This is a genomic window from Catalinimonas alkaloidigena, from assembly GCF_029504655.1.
GTDB classification, from domain to species: Bacteria; Bacteroidota; Bacteroidia; order Cytophagales; family Cyclobacteriaceae; genus Catalinimonas; species Catalinimonas alkaloidigena.
On the sequence record NZ_JAQFIL010000001.1, the window covers coordinates 2,259,919 to 2,282,575 of the forward strand.

The 22,657-nt window shown below is 42.4% G+C and carries 16 protein-coding genes; 12 read left to right on the top strand and 4 right to left on the bottom strand.

The genetic code is table 11. The features are described from left to right. The first annotated feature begins 158 nt into the window (after positions 1-158). A complete protein-coding gene (locus OKW21_RS09270) occupies positions 159-1,181 on the top strand; it encodes a ScyD/ScyE family protein (RefSeq protein ID WP_277479139.1) in 1,023 nt (340 codons plus the stop codon). A 98-nt stretch (positions 1,182-1,279) separates the two neighbouring features. Here the strand turns inward: OKW21_RS09270 and OKW21_RS09275 are convergent, their stop codons facing one another. Then, complete coding sequence (locus OKW21_RS09275; RefSeq protein WP_277479140.1) at positions 1,280-1,696, bottom strand: DoxX family protein; 417 nt, start codon at positions 1,694-1,696, stop codon at positions 1,280-1,282. A gap of 296 nt (positions 1,697-1,992) precedes the next feature. On the opposite strand from OKW21_RS09275, the gene OKW21_RS09280 reads away from it, so the two are divergent. Beyond that, on the top strand, positions 1,993-3,339 hold the full coding sequence (locus tag OKW21_RS09280; protein WP_277479141.1) for a Gfo/Idh/MocA family protein: 1,347 nt from the start codon (positions 1,993-1,995) through the stop codon (positions 3,337-3,339). A gap of 85 nt (positions 3,340-3,424) precedes the next feature. Further along, positions 3,425-4,507: a DUF6807 domain-containing protein gene (locus OKW21_RS09285; protein WP_277479142.1), complete on the top strand. Its 1,083-nt coding sequence runs from the start codon at positions 3,425-3,427 to the stop codon at positions 4,505-4,507. 60 nt (positions 4,508-4,567) lie between these two features. Here the strand turns inward: OKW21_RS09285 and OKW21_RS09290 are convergent, their stop codons facing one another. Beyond that, the gene (locus OKW21_RS09290) at positions 4,568-4,942 is read right to left on the bottom strand and encodes a hypothetical protein (RefSeq protein ID WP_277479143.1); all 375 of its coding nucleotides are present in this window, start codon (positions 4,940-4,942) and stop codon (positions 4,568-4,570) included. A gap of 165 nt (positions 4,943-5,107) precedes the next feature. On the opposite strand from OKW21_RS09290, the gene OKW21_RS09295 reads away from it, so the two are divergent. The 5 genes from OKW21_RS09295 (at position 5,108) to OKW21_RS09315 (ending at position 11,746) form a co-directional block, all read left to right on the top strand. Then, entirely contained in the window at positions 5,108-6,112 is a 1,005-nt protein-coding gene (locus OKW21_RS09295) for a sugar kinase (RefSeq protein ID WP_277479144.1), read from the top strand. Between the two features lie 130 nt (positions 6,113-6,242). Further along, the gene (locus tag OKW21_RS09300) at positions 6,243-6,809 is read left to right on the top strand and encodes a redoxin domain-containing protein (RefSeq protein WP_277479145.1); all 567 of its coding nucleotides are present in this window, start codon (positions 6,243-6,245) and stop codon (positions 6,807-6,809) included. Positions 6,810-6,939: 130 nt separating this feature from the next. Next, positions 6,940-8,898, top strand: coding sequence for a fructose-1,6-bisphosphatase (locus tag OKW21_RS09305; protein WP_277479146.1), 1,959 nt, complete (start codon positions 6,940-6,942; stop codon positions 8,896-8,898). A gap of 246 nt (positions 8,899-9,144) precedes the next feature. Continuing rightward, on the top strand, positions 9,145-11,052 hold the full coding sequence (locus OKW21_RS09310; protein ID WP_277479147.1) for a hypothetical protein: 1,908 nt from the start codon (positions 9,145-9,147) through the stop codon (positions 11,050-11,052). A gap of 4 nt (positions 11,053-11,056) precedes the next feature. Then, the gene (locus OKW21_RS09315; RefSeq protein WP_277479148.1) at positions 11,057-11,746 is read left to right on the top strand and encodes a hypothetical protein; all 690 of its coding nucleotides are present in this window, start codon (positions 11,057-11,059) and stop codon (positions 11,744-11,746) included. Positions 11,747-11,764: 18 nt separating this feature from the next. Here OKW21_RS09315 and OKW21_RS09320 read toward each other — a convergent pair whose 3' ends face one another. Next, positions 11,765-14,899, bottom strand: a complete 3,135-nt coding sequence (locus tag OKW21_RS09320; RefSeq protein ID WP_277479149.1) for a VPS10 domain-containing protein — start codon at positions 14,897-14,899, stop codon at positions 11,765-11,767. 316 nt (positions 14,900-15,215) lie between these two features. On the opposite strand from OKW21_RS09320, the gene OKW21_RS09325 reads away from it, so the two are divergent. Both OKW21_RS09325 and OKW21_RS09330 read left to right on the top strand, forming a co-directional pair. Then, positions 15,216-15,638: a DoxX family membrane protein gene (locus OKW21_RS09325; RefSeq protein WP_277479150.1), complete on the top strand. Its 423-nt coding sequence runs from the start codon at positions 15,216-15,218 to the stop codon at positions 15,636-15,638. 112 nt (positions 15,639-15,750) lie between these two features. Beyond that, positions 15,751-15,897, top strand: coding sequence for a hypothetical protein (locus OKW21_RS09330; RefSeq protein ID WP_277479151.1), 147 nt, complete (start codon positions 15,751-15,753; stop codon positions 15,895-15,897). Positions 15,898-15,931: 34 nt separating this feature from the next. Here the strand turns inward: OKW21_RS09330 and OKW21_RS09335 are convergent, their stop codons facing one another. Further along, complete coding sequence (locus OKW21_RS09335) at positions 15,932-19,222, bottom strand: TonB-dependent receptor (protein ID WP_277479152.1); 3,291 nt, start codon at positions 19,220-19,222, stop codon at positions 15,932-15,934. A gap of 419 nt (positions 19,223-19,641) precedes the next feature. Here OKW21_RS09335 and OKW21_RS09340 point away from each other — a divergent pair, with 419 nt between their 5' ends. Both OKW21_RS09340 and OKW21_RS09345 read left to right on the top strand, forming a co-directional pair. Beyond that, the gene (locus OKW21_RS09340; RefSeq protein WP_277479153.1) at positions 19,642-21,036 is read left to right on the top strand and encodes an NCS2 family permease; all 1,395 of its coding nucleotides are present in this window, start codon (positions 19,642-19,644) and stop codon (positions 21,034-21,036) included. 28 nt (positions 21,037-21,064) lie between these two features. Next, positions 21,065-22,597, top strand: a complete 1,533-nt coding sequence (locus OKW21_RS09345) for a hypothetical protein (RefSeq protein WP_277479154.1) — start codon at positions 21,065-21,067, stop codon at positions 22,595-22,597. The last annotated feature ends 60 nt before the right edge of the window (positions 22,598-22,657 follow it).

Genomic DNA, 22,657 nt, shown 5'->3' on the forward strand with positions numbered 1-22,657 from the left:
AAATGTTAGGAAAATCACCCTAATATGCTAAATTAATGAAGTTTAATCTATTACTGTACAAGATAGCAAACAGATTTAGGACACTGAATGATTAGGGGAGAAGCAATTTACTGTGCTCTTAATATTCATCATTTATAACCAACCTAAACTCAATTGCTATGCGTACCAAACTAACCGCCTATTTATCATTTTTTGTATTACTTTTTTCTACTGGCTGCCACGAACTGTTTGACCTTCTACACGAATTTAAATCAGAAGAGTCTGAAGTAAAAGTAAAGGAATACGCTTCAGGATTGTTAACTCCTTTTGGACTTGAGCTGGACTACCAGGGAAATGTGTGGGTGGCAGAAGCCGGAACAGGAAATAACGATGGACGAATCTCGATGATTACTTCCCAAAACCAGGTTTACCCGGTTATTGAAGGTTTTACTTCTATCATACCGCCAGATGAACCGAGTCCTATTGGTGTATCTCATCTCATTCTCGTGGGTCCCACACTTTGGTTTCTGAATATTGCGGAAGGGAGGCTATACCATGTAGATATCTCATCATTTTATCCCGGAGATGAACCTATGCAAGCCAGTGAAATAGAATCTGAAGACATTGCCACTTTTGTGCTGAATTGTGATTTAGGAGATGCTGACACCGAAGAGTCAAACCCTTACAATCTGATACTCGGGCCAGATGGTAATATCTACATTGTTGATGCCGCTGCCAATGCAATCGTTAAAAGGGAAGCCGAGACCGGAGAGTTGAGCATATTCGCTATTTTTCCCGACATCATCAATCCTACAGAAATTGGCCCGCCGGTTTTTAATTCGGTTCCTACTGGAATTGTATATGATGGAGCATATTTTTTGGTGAGCACCCTAACCGGATTTCCATTTGTAGAGAATGAAGCACTTATTTATCAGGTAGATATGGATGGCAATGTGTCGGTTTATCAGGGAGGCTTTACAACACTGGTTGACATCACGCTAGATGCCGATGCGTTCCCGGTAGTAGTTCAATACGCATTGTTTGAGCAGGGCTTTGCTCCCAGTACTGGTAAAGTGTCTGGTATAGATGAAGTAATGCTTGATGAAATCAATTATCCTTTGGGAATTAGAAGAAAAGGTAAGAATACTTACTATGTGACAAGCTCAGGAGATGGAGTTGTGCATAAAATAAGACTGAGATAAATAAAGTATCAACAAGTTGTGAATGTATAATAAAAATCCCCTTTCTGATCCAGAAAGGGGATTTTGGTTTGTTGTTTTCAAATATATATTATACTTAACTATCCTCCAATACGTGAATCAATTGAATATTTTCCTGCACCTGAAAAAAGAAATTGAATAGCGATAAAAGCAAACAAGAGGGCTTTTTCTCTTTCTCCAAAACCCTGACCTGCATGCGCTAAAAATACGGCAGTTGCCATATTAATTATGATAAGCAAAGCTACCGGACGGGTAAGCAGGCCTAAAGCCAGTAAGATGCCTCCGCCGAATTCTGCCAAAGTAGAAAACCACGCAAAGAAACTGGGTAAGCCTAGATTGCTTACCATTCCCATGAATCCCTCTGAAGGCGGGACCTTGCCTAATCCGTGTCCAAAAGCGAGAGCCAGACCGGCAAATACACGTAATATAAGCAGGCCTAAATCTGTGCCCGCTGCGTTGCTCAGGTTACTTCCGAAAAGAAACTTGTTTTTTGCCATAATGAAAGTTTGGTTAGTTGTATGTACTAAATTGATAAAAAGGCGTTTTACTATACTATTATGAGGTTCATTGTAATTTCTATTCTCCATTGGCCGGATAGGCTATCTTAAAATACAAAATATTCAATAAAAACACATTGTTAAGTGGATATGTGGTATTTGCACAGCTTTATCTAACCTACGTACAGGAATACTCAGCACATCAAATGGTTTTTTTGGTAAGTTAACTGGCTATTATCTTCAAATTCTGTGTATATTCAAACTTACTTATTTACTACAACAACCTGATTATAAGCATGAACAAGACTAATAATACTCGCAGGAAATTTATCAAGCAGAGTGCACTGGCTTCTGTTGGTGCAGGGCTTGCCACTTCTTTTTCAGCCCGCTCATACGCGAACATCTTAGGAGCAAACGATAGAGTAAACGTCGGTATTATAGGGTTCTCCAATCGTGCCAAGGGTTCACTCATACCGGCATTTATGAATCATGCCAATGAATTGAATTTCAAATTTGTAAGCGTTTCAGACCTTTGGAACCGACGCAGAGATGAATGCCAGGCTTTTTTTAAAGAAAACGCTTGGGATGAAGTAAAAGCATATCGTAATAACGAAGAATTGTACGATAGCAAAACTGTTGATGCTGTCATTATCAGTACGCCTGATTTTCAGCATGCTTTGCACGCCAAAGAGGCAGTGGAGGCTGATTGTGATGTGTATTGTGAAAAACCTTTCGGTGAGGCGATAGAAGATATTAAAGCAGGGCTGGAGGCCTGCGAACGTTCTGGAAAAGTAGTTCAGATCGGTTCTCAAAGACGTAGTGGAAGCAACTATCATGCGGCTGCCCAATTCATTAAAGATGGTAAGTTCGGAGACATCACCATGGTAGAGATGACATGGAACGTTAACCAGCCTGGCAGATGGAGGCGCCCCGACCTGGTAGCCAGCATACGTAAAGAAGATACAGATTGGAACCGTTTCCTGATGAACCGCCCCAAGGAAGCATGGGATCCCCGCAAGTATCTGGAATACCGTTTATTCTGGCCTTATTCATCAGGCATACCCGGTCAGTGGATGTCGCATCAAATTGATACCGTTCATTGGTTCAGTGGCTTAGAACACCCCCGCAGCGTGGCTGCTAATGGTGGTGTCTATGTATGGCAGGACGGACGTAAGAATGCCGATACCATGACTGCGGTCTTTGAATATGGTCCTGAAGATGATCTTTCAAAAGGCTTTCAGGTGGTGTACTCATCTCGTATGCACAATTCTGCAGGAGGTGTAAAAGAAATCTATTTTTCTAATGGGGGTACCCTGAATCTGGAAAATAATACCATTTCACCGGAGGGAGGGCTTACTGACCGACGTGCCCGAGATATGGGGATGCAGGCCAATCTCCTGCCCGAAATGTCCTTGGCAGATGCTGTGAAGGTAGAAACTTCAGCCAATACAGGTGTAGATAACATGACCTCAGCCCACATGCGTAACTGGATGGAATGTGTGCGTGACAGGAATGTGAATACCAATGCTCCGGTACGGGTTGGCTATAATCATGCGGTAGCTAATATTATGACTACTACCGCTTTGCATACTGGTAAACGGGTTACATTTGATAACAAAAGTCAGCACATCGTTCAGAGCTAACATAGCATTACGATAAACTGAGGTGAAATATACCACCTGTAGATTAAGCACGTTTTAGCACACAGACAAACCTATGCAGCATACTATGAAAATCTCGTTGACATTTTTTTTCTTTGTTTTAGCCTATGCCTTTTTTAAACATGGGATTCAATTACCGGAAGTAGCCTTAGCTGAAGAACCTACGGTTGAAGTGAAGGACAAAGTTAGTGTGGTGCACCATGAGAATGAAAAAAAGGTGACTGTCATGATGGGTGATGAGCTGTTTACTGCCTATATCTATCCTGATGATCTGGAAAAGCCGGTACTTTACCCTGTAAACGCCCCTGGAAATATTACCCTTACCCGGGGGTTTCCCCTGGAGGCTAAAGGGGGAGAAAGAGCAGACCACCCGCATCATGTAGGTATCTGGATGAATTATGGCGATGTTAATGGGTTAGATTTCTGGAACAACTCGTATAATATTCCTGAAGAAAAGAAAGATCACTACGGTAGCATTCGCCATCAAAAAGTGCTGAACACCCGGAGTGGCGATCAAGGGGTGCTACAGGTAAGTGCAGACTGGCTAAGCCCGCAGGGAGATAAGCTGCTCAACGAACAAACTACTTTTTATTTTAGAGAAGAGGGGGGGCAAAGAATAATTGACCGAGTAGTTGTGTTGACCGCGCAGGACCAAAAAGTAAACTTTCACGATAATAAAGAAGGAATGATTGCCATTCGGGTTACCCGTGCTTTAGAGTTTCCTTCTGAAAAACCTGTAAAGCTAACTGACAGTGAAGGAAAACCTATGAGTGAAGCCACACTTAATAATGAAGGGGTTAATGGCAATTACCTGAGCAGCGAAGGAGTGAGTGGTGAGCAAGTCTGGGGTACACGTGCCGAATGGATGAAACTTTATGGTAATATCGATAATGAGCCTGTAGCTATCGCAATCATTGACCACCCTCAGAATCCTGGTTATCCCACCTACTGGCATGCCCGTACCTATGGTTTGTTTGCTGCTAACCCTTTAGGACAAGAGGTGTTTTCAGAGGGTAAAGAAAAGTTGGACTTTAGTCTTGATCCTGGTGAAGATGTTACTTTCCGCTATCGTATAATCATCGCTTCCGGTGAAAAACTGACTGCAACTCAACTAAACACTTTAGCCAAAGATTTTAGTCAGGTGCTTTAGTTTTCACTTGTGGCTAAATATACTGCCTAATTGTGGTTTTATCTGTAAATATAAAGAATATCAGCTGGTCCTTAAATGTTCTTCGTAAAGCCATTCTTTAGCATCTGCTAGCGAATCAAATAACATCATTTTCCTGCCGGTGATGGAGATGATAGAATTAACCATAAGTATGCTGAGTTGACTCAGCCCATAAACAGCTGTGGCTTTTACTTTGGGGTTATTCTTTTTTACTGTCTCTTTAATAACCGACAGTAGACGGGAGTTAAAACGAGTTTCTTTGGCATTTACCAGGGAAAACATGCTTTTGTCATCAAAAGTACTGGCAATTTGCTGTACCTCTTCAAAGTAAGGAATGGCGGTATCCCCTGAGCAATTGGCGACATCAGTATAAACAATACTGATGGTTTTATATTTGATAATAGAACAATCAGGCATCAGTTTTTTTATTAATAATAAGCAGGTATAACGATAAAATGAGCGAAATTAGTTATGAAAACACACGTAGTGATATTTTATTACAGACTCATGTCAAATTGAGCTTTGAGTGCTTTTTGCGCCCGATCTCTAAAAGCCTGCTTCTATATGGATCAACATCAAGCAATGAAAAAAAAGATAGTCACCTTCGGTGAAGTATTGATGAGGTTAACCCCTGATAATTATGCAACTTTTGCTCAAACGAAGTCCCTCAGTATGGAATTTGGCGGTGGGGAAGCAAATGTGGGCATTACACTGGCTTATCTGGGAGATGAAGCCACGCACATTACGGCTTTTCCTGATAATTATCTGGGCAGGTCAGCAACACAGTTTCTCCGTCACCACTGGCTAAAAACCGATCCTATCGCTTATGTAGACGGAAGAATGGCTTTGTATTTCGTGGAAAAAGGGGCTGTACACCGCCCCAGCCGGGTAGTATATGATAGAGATGCTACCGCATTTACCCATATCAAAGCAGATACTTTTGACTGGCCTTCAATTATTATTCAAACCGACTGGTTACACTGGACTGCGATAACCCCTGCCATCGGCTCAGGACCTGCCGAGTCTCTCAGAAAAGCTTTGACTCAGGCAAGTCACTCCAAAACCAAAGTCTCCTGTGATCTAACTTATAGAGCTCAACTGTGGAAAGATGGTCGCCAGCCTCATGAGGTATTACCTGAACTGTTAAAGTATGTGCAGGTACTGATGGGTAGTCCGTATGATTTTTCCAAAGCCCTGGGTAAGGAAGAGCTTGAAAAAATGAGCTTTGAAGATGCTGCCCGTACAATCAAGGATGAATATCCTAACATTGAATTGGTTGCTGACAAAATAAGAGAAACAAAGCATGCCTCGCACTTCACCATTGAAGGCGTGATGTGGGATGGCCAGCAAAAGATCAATACTGAAGTGATAGATATTCCCCAGGTTATAGAGCGAATTGGTTCAGGCGATGCATTTGCCGCCGGGCTGATCTATGGCCTTCTTCATTATGATGATCATTTGGAAGCTTTGCGGTTTGGGGCGGCCACCTGTGCGCTCAAACATACGCTTGTCGGTGACATCTGCCCGGTAAACCTGGACGATGTGATCAGGGTAATGCGCGGCAATAAAGCCAATATCCTCCGATGATTTCTTTTTGCATACAAAGCCCCTTTTGTACTTAGTAATTTATCACTTAAAAAAAGTGAATGTCCTACATCTGATTTGGTGTACTGGTCGTATATTATTTCATTAATATTTAAATTAAAAATATAATATTATGAATATGGACATTAACCTTAGTGCGCCTTTGTTTCAGGCTGAGGATATTTTTGGAAAAAGTATTGCGCTTAGCAGTTATAAAGGAAAAAAAGTATTCATCGGTTTTTTCAGGCATGCAGGATGTCCATTTTGTAATTTGAGAGTACATACACTGACCAAATGCCATGAAGAACTACAAGCACTGGGGCTTGAAATGATCTTCTTTTTTGAGTCTAAAAAAAGTATCATGCTCCGTAGTACTTTTCACCAGGAGGTTTCACCCATTCCGTTAATTTCTGATCCTGATAAAAATTATTATGACGCTTATGGGCTTGAAAGCTCAGCAAAAAAGGCAGCACTAGGTCATCTCAAATCATTCGTAAAGTCTGCAATTCAGGCAAAGATAAATGGCTTACCCGTGCATATGATGGCTGATGGTGAGTCTATCAGTACGATGCCTGCTGAATTTCTATTGGACGAAAATCTTATCATAAGAAAACTGCACTACTCACAAGGGCTCAGTGATCGTCTGGCTTTAGACGATATCTATGCTTTTGCCAGACAGCAAAAAGGGATGACCGTTTAGGAATGAGACCAACCAAAATAAATCTTGATAGCCATTGCAAATGAATTCTGAGCTAGTAATTTGCTAAGAAAGTCGCTAAGCCAGCGGGACAAATTAGCCGAAAGAAAATTTCACAATTTTGCATTTCAGTATGGACAACTATCAGCTCAAATATCTCAGGTTATTATCAAAGCATTACCCAAACAGAGTAGAAACTGCCAAGGAAATTGTAATGCTTAGCTCCATCATGAATCTCACCAAAGGCTCGGAGATATTTTTGAGCGATGTGCATGGCGAGTTTGAAGCATTTCAGCATCTGATGCGAAATGGTTCGGGTATCATCAAGCAAAAAATAAAAGAACTTTATTCAGACCAACTTACGGAACAAGAAGTCAACCTATTGTCATCCGTAATTTACTATCCCAATGAGAAGATTGATTTGATCAAACAGCATCATGAAGACATTGCTTCTTTTTACAAGTGGGTACTCAATTATCTGATTCAGATCACTCGTAATTTTGCCTCCATCTATTCCAGCCGTAAGCTGAGAAAGCTATTGCCTGCCGGGTTCAGTGATATAATTCTGGAACTGGTAGCAGAAAGAGAAGTAGGAGAGAAGAACAATTACTATAACCACCTCCTTTCCAGTATCATCAAACTGGACCAGGCGGATAAGTTGATTGAAGAGGTTTCCAGATTTATTCAGATTTTGTCGGTACATAAAGTGCATATCATCGGTGATGTGTATGATCGGGGACCAGGAGCGGAAATTATCATGGACGAATTGCAGCGACTCCACGCTGTGGATTTTCAGTGGGGCAATCATGATATTGTATGGATGGGGGCAGCTTGCGGATCTGAAGCCTGCATGGCTAATGTTTTGCGTCTTTCATTAAGGTATGGAAATACTGATACCCTGGAAAAAGGGTACGGCATTCACCTGATGCCTCTGGCTTCTTTCGCCATTGAGCATTACAAAACAGATAAAAGCATTGTATTTGATCCCAAGGTGTCTCCCGATGATATGCTCAATGCATCCGAGCAGTGGCTCAACCGCCTGATGCACAAGGCTATTTCCATTATTCAGTTTAAGCTGGAAGGGCAGTTGATTGGAAGGAGACCTGAATTTCAACTGAATGACCGGCTCCTGCTGGATAAGATCAACTACAAAAAGGGAAGTATCAGTTTGCACAATAAAGAGCATCAGCTCAGAGACACTTTTTTACCTACGATTGACCCCAACCATCCTTACGAACTGAGTAAAGAGGAGCAGGAATTAGTCAAACGTCTGAAGACCTCATTTTTGAAGAGCAAACGGCTCCAGCAGCATGCCCAGCTGTTGTTTGAAAAAGGTAGCATGTACAAGGTTACCAATCAGAATTTGCTCTATCATGGTTGCATTCCTTTAACCAAAGAGGGGCAGTTTAAAGAAGTTGATCTGGGTAAAGGTAAAAAAAGCGGTAAGGCTTTGATGGATTTCTTTGATCAGGAAATGACTGTTGCCCGTTCAGGGAAGCCAGACACTGCAGCTAACCAATATGCAGTAGACCTGATCTGGTATTTGTGGGCAGGACCATTATCTCCACTATTCGGAAAGGATAAAATGGCCACTTTTGAGCGTTACTTTCTGGATGATACTGATGAGCAAAGGGAGGTCAAAGATCATTATTATACTTACAGAGATAAACCGGAAAGTTGTGAAATGATACTTCATGAGTTTGGCTTGAGTGGAGAAGATACTGTAATTCTTAATGGCCATGTACCTGTATCTGTTAAAAAAGGAGAAAGTCCAGTAAAAGCAGGTGGTAAACTGGTAGTGATTGATGGAGGGTTTGCCAAAGCCTACCAACAACAGACCGGCATCGCTGGATATACACTGGTGCATAACGCTCATGGAAGGCAACTGATAGCACAGCAAGCTTTTGAATCTCGCAAGAAAGCAATTATTGAAGAACTGGATATTGCTTACAGTGAAACCATTCTAAATCAATCCTCCCACAAGCAAAAAGTAAAAGACACTGAGGATGGGGAAGATATCAATGAAATGATTAATGATTTATACGATCTTCTCCATGCGTATTCAAACGGGATTATCAAAGAGAAATTTTGAGGCAATTCTTTTTTTTATTCTTTTCAAATAAGCATTTGCCCTGAATGTATAGCTGAACAGAGAATGTTTTTTAAAACATATGCGCTTTAATCATGCATATTACACTCTTTTTTTTCGTACATTAAGCTAAGATTCACAATCACTCTTTCTGCAAGAATAGCCACTGTTCATCACAATTCATATTTCATTGCTCTGTACTACGAACTTATAGGATAGGATTTATTTATACATCAACCTAATAAAGTCATGGCATTTACTGACAATTCCGATCTCTATGGTGCACTCCATGAAGAAGGGGTAAACCGAGTAGTGAAGCACATCAAACAACAACGCCCTTCCTTGTTCAATTACGGTACCGCTTTAATTCAGGCCAATCCCGAGCTATTGTGCGAACCCATTGATGCTGCTCCGGGAGTGAGTACGCTGATAACCGTACAACCACCACTGCCATTATTTGGCGCCGAACAATTGGCATTGAACTACTGCTTCCAGTTTTCAGCTTTTGATCTGGAGTTTCATCCCGGAAATGTGATCAATCTTCCGGCTGAATTAAACCCTCCTCTACCCGTACAGAGATTTGCGTTCAGGGCTAAATTGTGTGGGGGTATCGGGTGTCCCTCAAGAGAAAACCGACCGCTTATTGATTTCCTGATCAGGCAAACCAAGCTGGAAAAGAAACTTTCTATCAGGCAAAATTTTTCAGGCACACCTCAAACTGCCCGTTCTGTAGCAGATACCGGTTTGATCAGTAGTGATAGAAGTATCTCAAATTTTACTCCAATAGGAAGAGATTTTACTGACGTGATCAGGCCTGATGTTGGAGGTGTTCTGGCGCCTCCTGAACCCAGGGTAACCGTATTTCCGACCCAGAATATATCTTGTTTTTGCCTGGAGTTATTTGCCAAAGGACAAAGTACGATTAACGCTAATAATGATCAATTCAGTTTAAAGCTTGACGGGCTTGAAATTGTAGATTTAAGACCCGAAGGCTTGGAAAACAGCCTGGAATGTTACTTTCTACTGGTGGCCAATAATGTTATATTCCCCCAGGTCAACGAAGCAGTATCTTCATTACTGTTTGGTGTGTTTGAGCTGGGAGAGTTAGGCTCATTAACTTTTTCTGCTCCATCTTCAGTAGCCAATAATCCTGCAATTGAAGAAAATCAGCTGAAGTTATTTATGGATGTTGAAGATATTGATTTAAATATCCCTCCGATAGTCATCGGTGACGATGAGGATGAAAGCGAATCCCCGGAAATTACCCGAACTACCAAAAACAGAGTAAGGACCGGCCCGGCGCATATTACAGCAGCCCTGTCTGAAGATCTTTTCAGCCGTATTTTCAGGACCATACAGGATACCACTAATTTTCAGATTTCAGGTGAACGTACTATTGCAGACGGGGGATTAGGAAAAGTAGTCGCTGAATTTGATGTGAGATTTCATCTAGATAATGGTTCAGTAAATTTTGCCAACAACAATACAATCAATATTGACGAGCTGGACATCAAATGGGATAAGCTCAGCGTAAAATTTAAATTTGATATCCGGGAGATATGTACTCCTAAAGTATGTATTCCGTTTACTGATATCTGTACGCCGCAGTGGTGTATTTTTGAAAGTGATTCTGACTTTGATATTTCACTGAATATTCCAACAATATTTACTTCTGAAGTAAGCATTACCGCCAGTCCTAAGGTTTACTATGGCACTGCTCCAGTAACTCAATGGTTGCTTTATCTGGATCCGGGACCCATAGATATAGATATTATTGATGTATCTGATACCATCGGAGATATTCTGGATAATGCCATTGAGGCCATAGTAGATGCCCTTAACCTCCCCGATATCGTAGAAGATGTACTGGGTGTATTCGCTGATGTAATCCGTACATTGCTTGACATAGGTGATGATATAGGAGAATGGATCTCTGATCTGATTTTCAATACTTTTGGTATCAGTGTAGGTATTAGTGAATTGATAGCCGGTAACCTGGCTGATAAGTCACCCTTGCTTAAACTTCCTGATCCATTGGTGATCATGCCTGCCGAAAGCGGCCCGCCTGCATTACCTGCCGTGGGTGTACCTATTGAATTTTTAGGAGCAGAAGTGAATGCAGATGAGATGATACTAACCTTAGACATTAAAGAATAAAGCCATGAAACTTAAATTAAACCGTACCTTGCTTTCTCAGGTCAATTGGGACAGTGCAGCTATTAGTCCTCTGGCTTCTGTCGTTCACAGGTTTAGTGTGCCTGGTCAATACAAATTAATGATACTTGCTGGTGAGAAGTTGGATAGAATAGGAGTAATAGATCTTTTGATGGATGAAAAAGCGCCTAATGAACAGTTGAATATTAACCTGGAAGCAGTAGCTAAGGAGAAGTTTTCTAAGTCCAATCAAATCGCACACTTTGGCAACACGAATAAACCGGTAGTTTTTTATGCCTCTGGGGGTACACAAAAATATGTTGTACTTGCTTATCAGTACGATAGAGAGAAAGAAGCGAAAGTATTTGACAGTCGTCAGTTGCAGGCGGGTGATACTTTTATTGTAAACCCAATTATAAGTGGTAATTACTCATTTAGTAGCTCTCAGGGTGGTAAAGGAGAAATAATGATCAATAAAAAGTCAGGACGTTCTTTGCCTACCCAGGGAAGTGTTGTTGAATGTACTGAAGATGGGTTCAAACCTGATAAGGTAAAGAGTGATTTTTTACAACCCATTTTTTTCCAGATCAAAACAAAAAAGCCTTTGAGGATAACGATGAAGTTTGAAAAGAGGCTGGATGGCGGTGTAATCAGGAAAGTTAAAAAAACGAAAAAGCAAAAAGCGAAAAAGAAATGAGCAAGCCTATAAGGGGGATCAATTCCCCCTTATAGGTTTTTCTTCAGGCATTTCAAGAATTATCGCCGGAATATTTTGCTGTTTGTACATTTCATTAAATGTTGCCAGCTCCACATCAATAATCTTCCTGAGTGCTTGCTGATGTTCATTCCATTCAGCTATCAAGTCATTAAGTCGCTGATGGGCGCCTTCAGTGACCCGTGGATCGTGTTCATCTATTCTGCTTCTCAGGTTCAGTAGTTCGGCATTCAACTGATTAGGGAAGTTGATCACATCCTGAAAAGTTTTCTGCCTGGGCTGAATCAGATTTTCCTCCCACGCCTCTATATTAGTAATAAGCGACTTACCGCTATCCAGTAGAGCTGCGGTGCCCTCATACGCTTTCAGGAGCACAGTCAGGCTTTTGACCTGTTCTTTGACTTTGCGCATAGCATTTACAGATTCATGAATACTGATCACATTTTCCTCAATTGCATTGAGCATTTGTTGTTGACTGGCAAAATCAGCAGCCGTCACATTCAGCCGGGGATCAGGAAGAATAGTGCAGCTGACTATCTGGCTTTCCTCCCCCAGGGTAAGTCTGATTTGATACGCTCCAGGGGCAACCAGGTGTCCGCGGTAATCACCCATTACAAAGACTTTGGGCACATTGGGGATGTCATCTTTACGGAAGTCCCAGGCAAAACGGTTCACCCCGGCTTTTGCAGGAATCGGCTGCTTAGGTCCGGGGCCTCCCGGATAAGGCTGAAAATCTTCCTGCTTTTGGTTGTCCATGGTACGAATGACCTCACCACTTTTATCCAATACTTCAAGGGTAAGCATGACACTATCAGCTACTTCTTCCTGTAAGTAGTAATCTACAATGACACCATTCATGGGGTTTTCTCCTAGTCCGGGAGCTGCTTCATCAGGCACTGATGCATTTAATTTTATTGTTGGTTTAGGTTCAAACAGTTGCATTTTTAAATCGGAGAGCACACCATCACTTTGTTGCAAGGCGCCCAGGTCATCCAGTATCCAGAAGCCACGACCGGAAGTAGCAACCACCAGGTCATTATCTCTGAAAGTCATGTCATTGATTGGGCAGACCGGCAGATTAAGTTGAAAAGGATACCAGTTTTCTCCTCCATTGTAAGAGATGTACATGCCACCTTCTGTTCCGGCATAGAGCAGGTCTTTCTTTTTGGGATCTTCTCTGACCACTCTTACAAAATCTTCTTCCTCAAAACCTTGATTTATCTCCGTCCAGCTTTGCCCATTGTCAGTAGTTTTGTAAACATAAGGAGTAAAGTCGTTCATTTTATATCTTAGGAGTGTGACGTAGACCGTAGAAGGATCATGGGCTGAAACTTCTATGGCATTGATGATTCCCTCTTTGGCATCTTTTGGGGTTACATTGTGCCAGTTTTGCCCTCCGTCTCTTGTGATATGTACCAGGCCGCAATCGCTACCCGCCCAGAGAACACCTTGCTGATGAGGCGATTCTAACAAATAAGCCAGTGTATTATAGTTCTCACCCCCTGCACCTTCATTGGTAAATGGTTCTCCTCCCAGGCCCTGTTTGCTCGTATCATTTCGGGTGAGATCGGGACTGGTCTCTTCCCAGTTCAAGCCTCCATCCGTGCTTTTGAGGACTATATTGGCACCGTGATAAATGGTTTTTTTATCGTGTTGAGACATGATGATAGGTGCGTTCCAGTTGAAGCGGTACTTCATTTCTCTGGGCACCGATCCCAACCCGACTACCGGGTATGCCATCAGATCTTTGGTCATGCCGGTAGTATGGTCATAAACGGAGATATTGCCCTGATAGCTACCTCCGTAGACCAGTTGAGGGTCATCCTCATTAAAGGCTAAGAAAGCACTTTCACCACCCGACACAGCATACCAGTCTTTCCAGCCAATTCCTGCTTCAGCATTACGACTGGCAATAGCCACCGTAGAATTATCCTGCTGACCTCCGTAGACGTAATAGGGAAAGCGATTATCAGTGATGACTCTGTAAAACTGCACTGTAGGCTGGTTTTCCTGCGTTGACCAGCTCTTGCCTCCATTGAAGGAAATATTAGCTCCTCCATCATTGGCATTGATCATTTGCTGATTGTTTTCAGGGTGTATCCACAGGTCATGATTATCACCATGAGGCGTAGATACCGGTTTGAAAGTGTTGCCACCATCAATGGATTTGAGCATAGGCGCATTGAGCACATATACCGTTTCTTCGTCCTGAGGGTCGGCAAATACTTCCATGTAGTACCATGATCGGGCCTGTGTGACACGGTCATCACACACCAATGTCCACTTTTGTCCTCCATCATCGGAGCGGTAAACGCCGCCTTCCTCAGCTTCTATATTAGCCCAGATTCTATCAGGATTGGCACGTGAGACAGAGATGCCTATTTTGCCCATAAGTTCAGGCAGTCCTTCAGTAAGTTCTTCCCAACTTTCTCCCGCGTCAGTAGATTTGTAAATGCCTGAGCCTTCGCCACCAGACTTTACTTTCCAGGGGTAACGCTGATGTTCCCAGAAGGCCGCGTAAAGTATACGGGGATTGGTCATGTCCATGGTCAGGCCGGAGGCGCCGCTCTTTTCATCAACATACAACACCTTTTCCCAGCTTTCTCCACCATTGGTAGTTTTGTAGATACCTCTGTCCTCTGTAGGTCCATGCGCCGCACCCTGAGCGGCTACATACACGATATCCGGATTTTCCGGGTGAATGATGATATCAGATATATGGCGGGTTTTATCTAAACCAATATGTGCCCAAGTATTACCCGCATCAGTGGATTTGTAAACACCATCTCCATGAGTGGTCATTACGCCACGGATGGCATGCTCACCCATTCCTACATAAATCACATTGGGATCAGATTCAGCCACGGAAATATCGCCTACTGATCCGGTTTTTAATTGCCCGTCTGATATATTCTTCCAGCTTAGTCCGGCATCCTCAGTTTTCCAGATACCCCCTCCGGTACTACCCATATAATAAACCAATGGTTGCTGAATGACTCCACTTACTGCCACTGAACGTCCACCACGAAATGGCCCGATATTGCGAAATTTCAGACCTTCAAATAGCGCTGAGTCTGGATTTTTGTTGGATTTATCTTGCTGTTGCTTTTGCTGGGCAATGCACCGAAAGGGCATACAATACAAAAAGGTGAGTATACAAAATAAGGCTAGGTTTCTCATGACATAGGGGCTGTGTAGTTAAAGCGTGAAAAGTAAATAAATAAATGCTTGGATAAAAGCAGCAATGCCTAAGCCTCTACGAACTTTTAAGGATATGCTTTAAATCATGATTGGACAATAAGCTATTCATTGTTCTTACAGCAATATGTTATGTCTTTTCATTGAGAGCAGCTCTTTGAATGAGTAATAGATGTAAATTATACTTAGTTATAAATCCTTGACTATGAATGGATAAAGTGTTAAATTTTATTAACACCAAAAACCCAAAACAATGAGTGCAATCGTAAGACTTAATAAATGGGCCAATGCACATACCAATATTGGCTTTGACACGCTACGCGTACTTTTAGGGGCATTTTTGATCTACAAAGGTATTCACTTCATGACGCATACGGAGATGCTGATTGATGTATTAAATCCGGTTGATACTTTTGGCTGGACCATGATCATAGTACATTATATTAGTATGACTCACCTTTTTGGAGGCTTACTCATCATTATTGGACTGCTGACAAGAGCAAGCATATTTTTCCAACTACCCATTTTAGTCTCAGCTGTGCTACTCAACTTTGTGGGTGAGATGATTGTCATTAACCTTCTTCAAGCCTCTGCCGCACTACTGGTTTCTGTATTCTTCCTGATCTATGGCTCAGGTAAACATTCTGTTGACTATACACTGAAGATTGGTATGTAGAAGAAGGATTATCTGACGATCTACTATACAAGTTTAGCATATCACCTGATAAACACTGTTTTGCTTGAGGACTAATCCATGTTTAATTTGATATTGACAAATAATTAAATGAATGGCAAAGTCTATCCAGAGAGCGTTTAACGAGCACCTGAAAAGTTTTGAAAAGAATGAGCTTGAAGCTGAGCTAACGAAGCTGTTGAGTAGAATACCTGAAAGCGTGAACGAGGTTAAAAAGAAAGGCTATGCATCCGGTACTTAATACCGGCGCATAGCCTTCTGGTACATGAGTAGTTTTAAAAAGTGTACCTTAAACCGAGTTGTGCGCTCCATCGCGCACTGTAAATGCCAGATTGTACTACACTGTAAGGCTCTCCCGGATCATCAAAAATGAAAGCGGGTTCATTCGTTACACTGCCATTCTCTACCAGAAAGCCAACATGCTCAATGAGCGGGAAAGCTTCATCACCTACAAAGTAACGGCGCCCCCAATCCTTGTTAAGCATATTTGTAAAATTAAAAATATCCAGAGAAACCTGTAGCGCATGTCTTTGCCCACCCGAAGTATTGATAAAAAATTCCTGAGCTATTTTGAGGTCAAGAATATTCTCAAAAGGTGTACGTGAAGCATTACGCTCCACATACTGACCTCGCCTGCTGCTCAGGTATTCATCATTTTCAATAAATGCATCCAATGATGCCCATTGCTCGTCAGCTGACTTCACAATATTGCCATTTATATCTAGCTGATTGGCCAGTAATATCTCGTCCTGATTTTCTGGTACATATATAGGTATATTGCTGGTACTGTTGGTAGACTGAGAAGTCAGGTTATCATTGTCATTGTATACATAGGTGAACGGCTGACCAGACTGACCACTATAAAAGAGTGAGATAGAGGTAGCAAAATTATCAAAATACTCCTTGCGGTAATTGAGGAAAGTGGTAATCCTGGAACCAGCGCTGTAAGAAGATATAGAAAGAGGAGAGTTGTTCTTACCTTCTACACTGATAATGTTGTCCCAGTTATTGTAGTTAATAAAGCCGGTACCATCCTGTATAGATTCTGCTTTGGTATAGGAATAGGCAATTCCACCACTGAAGCCATTGCTGAACCTTTTATTCAATTGTCCGGTGATATTCCAGCTGTAACCCAGATTGGTATTTTCAACCAGTGTGATGTTGGTGTAAGTAGGGTCTATCGGATTGTCCTTATTAAAAACAGGTCGTGTATCCGCTCCTTCCAGATTGTCTTCTGATGGCCTAAGGTTCAGGCTCGTTACATTGTAGTTGTTGAGTGTTTTGGTATACAGAAACTCCAGTGTACCCACCAATCCCCCGGGTAGCTGCTGGTCTACCGCCATGCTGGTACGGAAAACCTGAGGGTATTTGAAGTCTTCCACAAAAAGGTCTACATCTCCGGAAGGGCTTGTTGAGTTAAACAGGTTTGTACGCCAGTCATCAGGGTTACTATATACCGGAATTCCATCAGGAGTGATAAAGCGCGCATTGAAATAAACACTACTGTTTAATCCATTACGGATGTACATACCTCCTGGCCATACCCAGGGAACCCGGCTGGTAAAAATGCCTATACCTCCCCTGACTTGTGTTCTCTTGTCACCGTTTACATCCCAGTTGACCCCTATTCTAGGACTCAACAGGACTTGTGTATTAGGCGTATTGCTGGCTCTCGCACCTTGCAGGTCATAAAATTCTTCAAGAAGTGGGACAGTAGTATTGTTAAATTCAGTATTTTCCAATGGCGGGTCTTCCAGGAAGATAGGAATATCAGCCCTGAGACCGATGGTTAGCTTCAGCTTACGAGTGGCCTGATATTCATCCTGCACATAAAATGCCATCTGCAATGCGTTAAAAGTAGGGCCAAGGTTAGTAGCCTCATCCCCTAAACGAATTTCAGACTGACCATCAGCCAGCTGCTCGTGGCCAAAAAGTACCTGATCCGCATTTTCGCCCGCGAGAAAACGCTCATAGCCCGAAAGTTCACCTTGTGAAAAATAGTTGTATTGGGGCGTAGAGAATATAGAAAAGAGGTTCTGAACTTTGAAGAATTCATTGTGTGTCCCAAGCGTAAATGTGTGCTTACCCTTGTAAAGATTAAAGTTGTCTGTGAGGGTAAATACATCCTGAAATACAATATTTGAATATGAGAAATTATCTGTACCCACTTCTATCTGGGCGTTAGCATCCTGCATGATAATGCTGGGAAAAGGCGCCCCGGCAATATCCCGGTCATCTCTTACTCGGGTGTAGCCAAAGATCAAATTATTGGAAGCAGACTGACCAAAATTACTTTTGAGCTCAGCAGCAAAAGAGTTGGTAGTGGAAGGGAAAATATAGCCACGATTGGCGAACGGTACGCTGACATTACTGGGGCGAGGAAAGATGTTGGTAAGCCCTTTCACATAAGAGTGACGTACAGAAAGTTTATGATCACGGTTTACGTTCCAGTCAAGCTTCAGCAGTACTTTCTCTCCATCGGTGGTCTGTGCGTTGTTCAGAAAGCCCCCGGGATCGTAGCCATAGGTGTTTATCAGTCTGTTTTGTATGGCTTCAAGATCAGATACAGTAGCATTGCCTAAATAATCCTCTGGAAAAAAGGGGCGAGGTTCTTCTCTTCTTTCAATTTCTACATTGGCAAAAAAGAAAAGCTTGTTTTTAATGATAGGCCCACCCAGTCGCGCACCGTAAGTCTGTACGCTAAACGGCGCCAGCTTTACCCGTTCAATTTCAGCATTGTCGGTAGGCGTTTTTCCGGTCAGGTTTTCGTTTCTGAGGAAGTAATACGCCGAGCCTTCAAATGTATTGGTACCGCTACGGGTTACCGCATTGATACCGCCTCCGGCAAATCCTCCCAGTGTCACATCATAAGGAGCAAGCACCACCTGTATCTGCTCCAGCGCATCAGGGCTGATAGGAGAGATGCCTGCCTGACCGCCATTGGTACCCGAGTTAGCCAGACCGAAGACATCATTGTTCACCGCTCCATCAATAAAAATCGCGTTGAAGCGATTGTTGATACCGGCAAAAGAAATACCTCCACTATTCGTGGCGGCAGAATTACCTACCAGAGCTTGTGGAGTGAGACGGGTATAGTCATTCAAACCACGCTCCACGGTGGGCATATTTGAAATAGCCTCTTCGTCAATATTGGTTTCACTACCGGTACGGTTGCCATCAAAAACACCATTGGCATTTACCACAATTTCCTCCAGTTCAGTAGAAGATTCCTCGAGCGCTATTTCAAGGTTAAGCGTCTGTCCTAGCGTCAGATAGATATTGTCTGTGGTAGAAGGCTGGTAACCTACATAATTGGTAGTAATTGAATAGGGGCCACCTACATTCAGGTTATTTAGGGTAAAGCGCCCCTCGGTATTGGTAACAGTACCATATTCAGCGCCGGTAGGAACGTGTACGGCTACAACAGTGGCACCCGGCAATGCTTCACCCGAAGAAGTTACCAGCCCTGTCATGCGCGAAGTGGTAGTCCCCTGGGCAAGTGTAGATGAGTATATTCCAAAGCTGCACATGGCCAGAGAACAAAAAAACAGTAAAGTTTTACGCATAAGGAAATGTGTTATGAAATAAGTAATAGTCAATCCATTGACCCTTTATTGGGGGAAAGCCATCCAAACTCAGAGGCATAATGATGTAAGATAAAGCTATAACAAGTGGCTAAATAAAAAGTTATTCTACAGATAACAAAACTCAGAATATATTTTTATAATAGGATCATTATTCAGAATAAATGATTAGAAATATAGTATATTTACCTATGTTTTTAACTGGTAAAATACAAATTTGAAAAATGAAAGGAATAGTAATATTTGCTGTTCTTGAGTTCAGTTTACCCCGGCTTTTTTTTAGCGTATTCAGCTTATTGAAAACAGATAATTGTATTAACTTGCCGCCTCTATAGAATACCAGAAGCACAAGTATTTGCTGACTGGCACTTTCGGTCAGCACCTAACCATTTGCATTTAGCATGAGCTTTTTTCGTTTGCGTGAAAACCAAACCCATTTTAAACAGGAGGTCATCGCTGGTCTGACGACCTTCTCTACGATGGCTTACATCATATTTGTAAATCCAGCGATACTTGCGGAAGCCGGAATGGATTTTCAGAGTGTGATGATTGCGACCTGCCTGGCTGGTGCTATAGGTTCATTGCTGACTGGTTTACTTTCAAACTATCCGTTTGCGCAGGCGCCAGGCATGGGGTTAAACGCCTTTTTTGTGTATACCGTTGTTTTTCAGTCGGGCTACAGCTGGCAGGGAGCGCTAGGCATAGTCTTCATTTCCGGAATAGTATTTATACTGCTTACCGCGACAGGGCTTCGCTCAGCCATCGCCCATGCTTTGCCCTCGTGTATATTACATGCAATACCTGCAGGGATCGGGCTTTTCATCACACTCATTGGTTTGAACAATGCACAGATCATTGATATCAATCAGGGGCCGATCATAGATATTATTCTGGGAGGCAGTTTAGAGCATAAAGAGGTATTGATAGACCAGATAAACCAGGCCCCGCCACAAATCTTACAGTTTGGAGACCTGCGCAGTCCGGCAGTAATTTTGGCGGTGGCAGGATTCATTTTGATGTCAATACTGATGATCAGAGGGCTAAAAGGTGCTATTCTGATCAGTATCGCATTAATCACCATATTAAGCCTGATGCTAGGTGTAACCCAATGGCCTGATAATCCATTGATACTAAACTTAGACCTCAGTCCTACCTTTTTTAAACTAAACTTTGGAGAATTGTTTGGCAGCAGCGATACTCCGCTGTTTTATCGGCTGATGGATTTGCTGATCATTCTGGTAGCCTTTACGATGGTTGACCTTTTTGACACATTAGGAACACTCTATGGTACTGCTGAGAAAGGTGGCTTTTTAGATAAGGAAGGAAAGCTACCCCGTATGAACAAAGCCTTGATGGCGGATGCCATCGCTACGACTTTCGGCTCACTCTTGGGAACGTCCACTACTACAACTTATATTGAAAGCGGAACCGGTATCTCGGCTGGAGGGCGAACTGGTCTAACAGCAGTTGTGGTAGCTATACTTTTCCTGCTTTGTATTTTTCTTTCTCCACTGGCAGGTTTGATACCGGCCTCAGCTACTTCACCAGCCTTGATTATGGTAGGAGTACTTATGTTGGGGGCTGTAAAAAAAATCAATTTTAGTAATTTGGAAGAAGCGGTGCCGGCGTTTTTAGTTATCGTGCTCATGCCATTCACTTATAGTATTGCCAACGGTATTGGTGCTGGATTGGTATTCTACACAATGATTAAAGCAGCTAAAGGTGACTTTAAGAGCCTTAACCCGGTTATTGTTATTATTTCTCTTCTGTTTGTACTGAAGTTTATCTTAACCTGAGCTAAAAATTGAGATTGATAAGATGTTTATGAAACAACTGTCTTATTTATTTATTGGAGTATGCTGCTCTTATTTCATTAGTAGCTGTAGCAGCCAAAGACAAGCCCTGGAGCAAAACTATAGACAACAAAGTAAGTATCTTGAAGAACGGGCAGCCTTGATTGCTCAGGATAGCTTGATGGCATTTGACGCAGGTCTGCAGCTCTCAGCTGAAGAGTTAAGGGTGAACCGGAAGCTGGTGGCACTGCGTGATCAGATGATAAGCGACTATCAGCAAGCAAACTTTTTTCCTCCGGCGCACCATTTCCTCAAATCAAAAACACATATAGAAGGCACTAAGCTTTATCAGCTTTTTCAGCGCATGCCCAAGGGAGGGATGATGCACCTGCACGGATCGGCAGGCATAGATTTTAAGTGGCTGATAGAACGTGCCGCCAATATGCGCAATTGCTATGTGTATTGGGATAAGGATACAGACACTCATGCCAAAGGCCAGCTACATTTTTATAAGGAGAATGATGCTCCTGATGGTTATTATCCAACGCAGCAGGTAGATAATTTTGAGCAGGAAATGCATAAGCTGCTGGTGTTAGATCAGGAAGTGTTGCAGGATTCATTTGATATCTGGGAAGAATTTGAACTTATTTTTCAAAGAATAGGAGGTTTTTTCAATTACCAGCCTGTCTATGCCGAATATCATAAAGTGATGTTTGACAGCCTGCTCGTGGATGGGATTCAGCATGTGGAGCTAAGAAATTTTCCGGGAGGTCTGTATGACCTTGAGCATGAAGCTGGTTCAGGCTATTATCCTCCTGATTCGGCCATACAATACCTAAAAAACGTAGAGCAGGACATTCAGCAGGAGCATCCTGAGTTTTCGTTAAAACTGATCTACACCTCACTGCGCTTCCTGCCCAGGGAAATCGTTATGCAGCATCTGGAAAATGCTTACCGGTACCGCCAGCTTTATCCTGATTTTGTGCGTGGATTTGATCTGGTAGCCAATGAAGATGATGGTCACAGCACACTTTTTTTTCTTGAAAACTGGTTGCAAATGGACTCTCTGGAAGAAGTTTATGACATAAATATGCCGCTTTACCTGCACGATGGAGAAAGTGACTGGTACACGATTCGCAACCTATATGACGCTGTATTGCTGAATAGTGAGAGAATCGGGCATGCTTTTAACCTTAATCATTATCCTACACTTCAGGAAGAAATCAAAAGAAAAGATATTTGCCTGGAAATTTGCCCCCTCAGTAATCAGATTCTGGGATATGTTGGTGACCTGAGAGTGCATCCGGCCAACTATCTGCTGCGCCGTGGTGTACAATGTACCATCAGCACGGATGACCCCGCTATTTTTGGCTATAACGGATTATCGTATGACTACTGGTCCATTTTGCTGGCATGGCAGCTGGATTTGCAGGCGATCAAAAAACTGGCGATGAACTCACTGATCTACAGCAGCCTTTCCGATGATGAGAAAGAAAAAGCTTTAGTACATTGGCAGGAGCAATGGGATGAATTTATTGGTTACGCAGACGATTTTCTGCAATAAGATATCAACTAATACTAAAAAAAACTGCTCTGTATCACTCAGAGCAGATAAACCAATGAA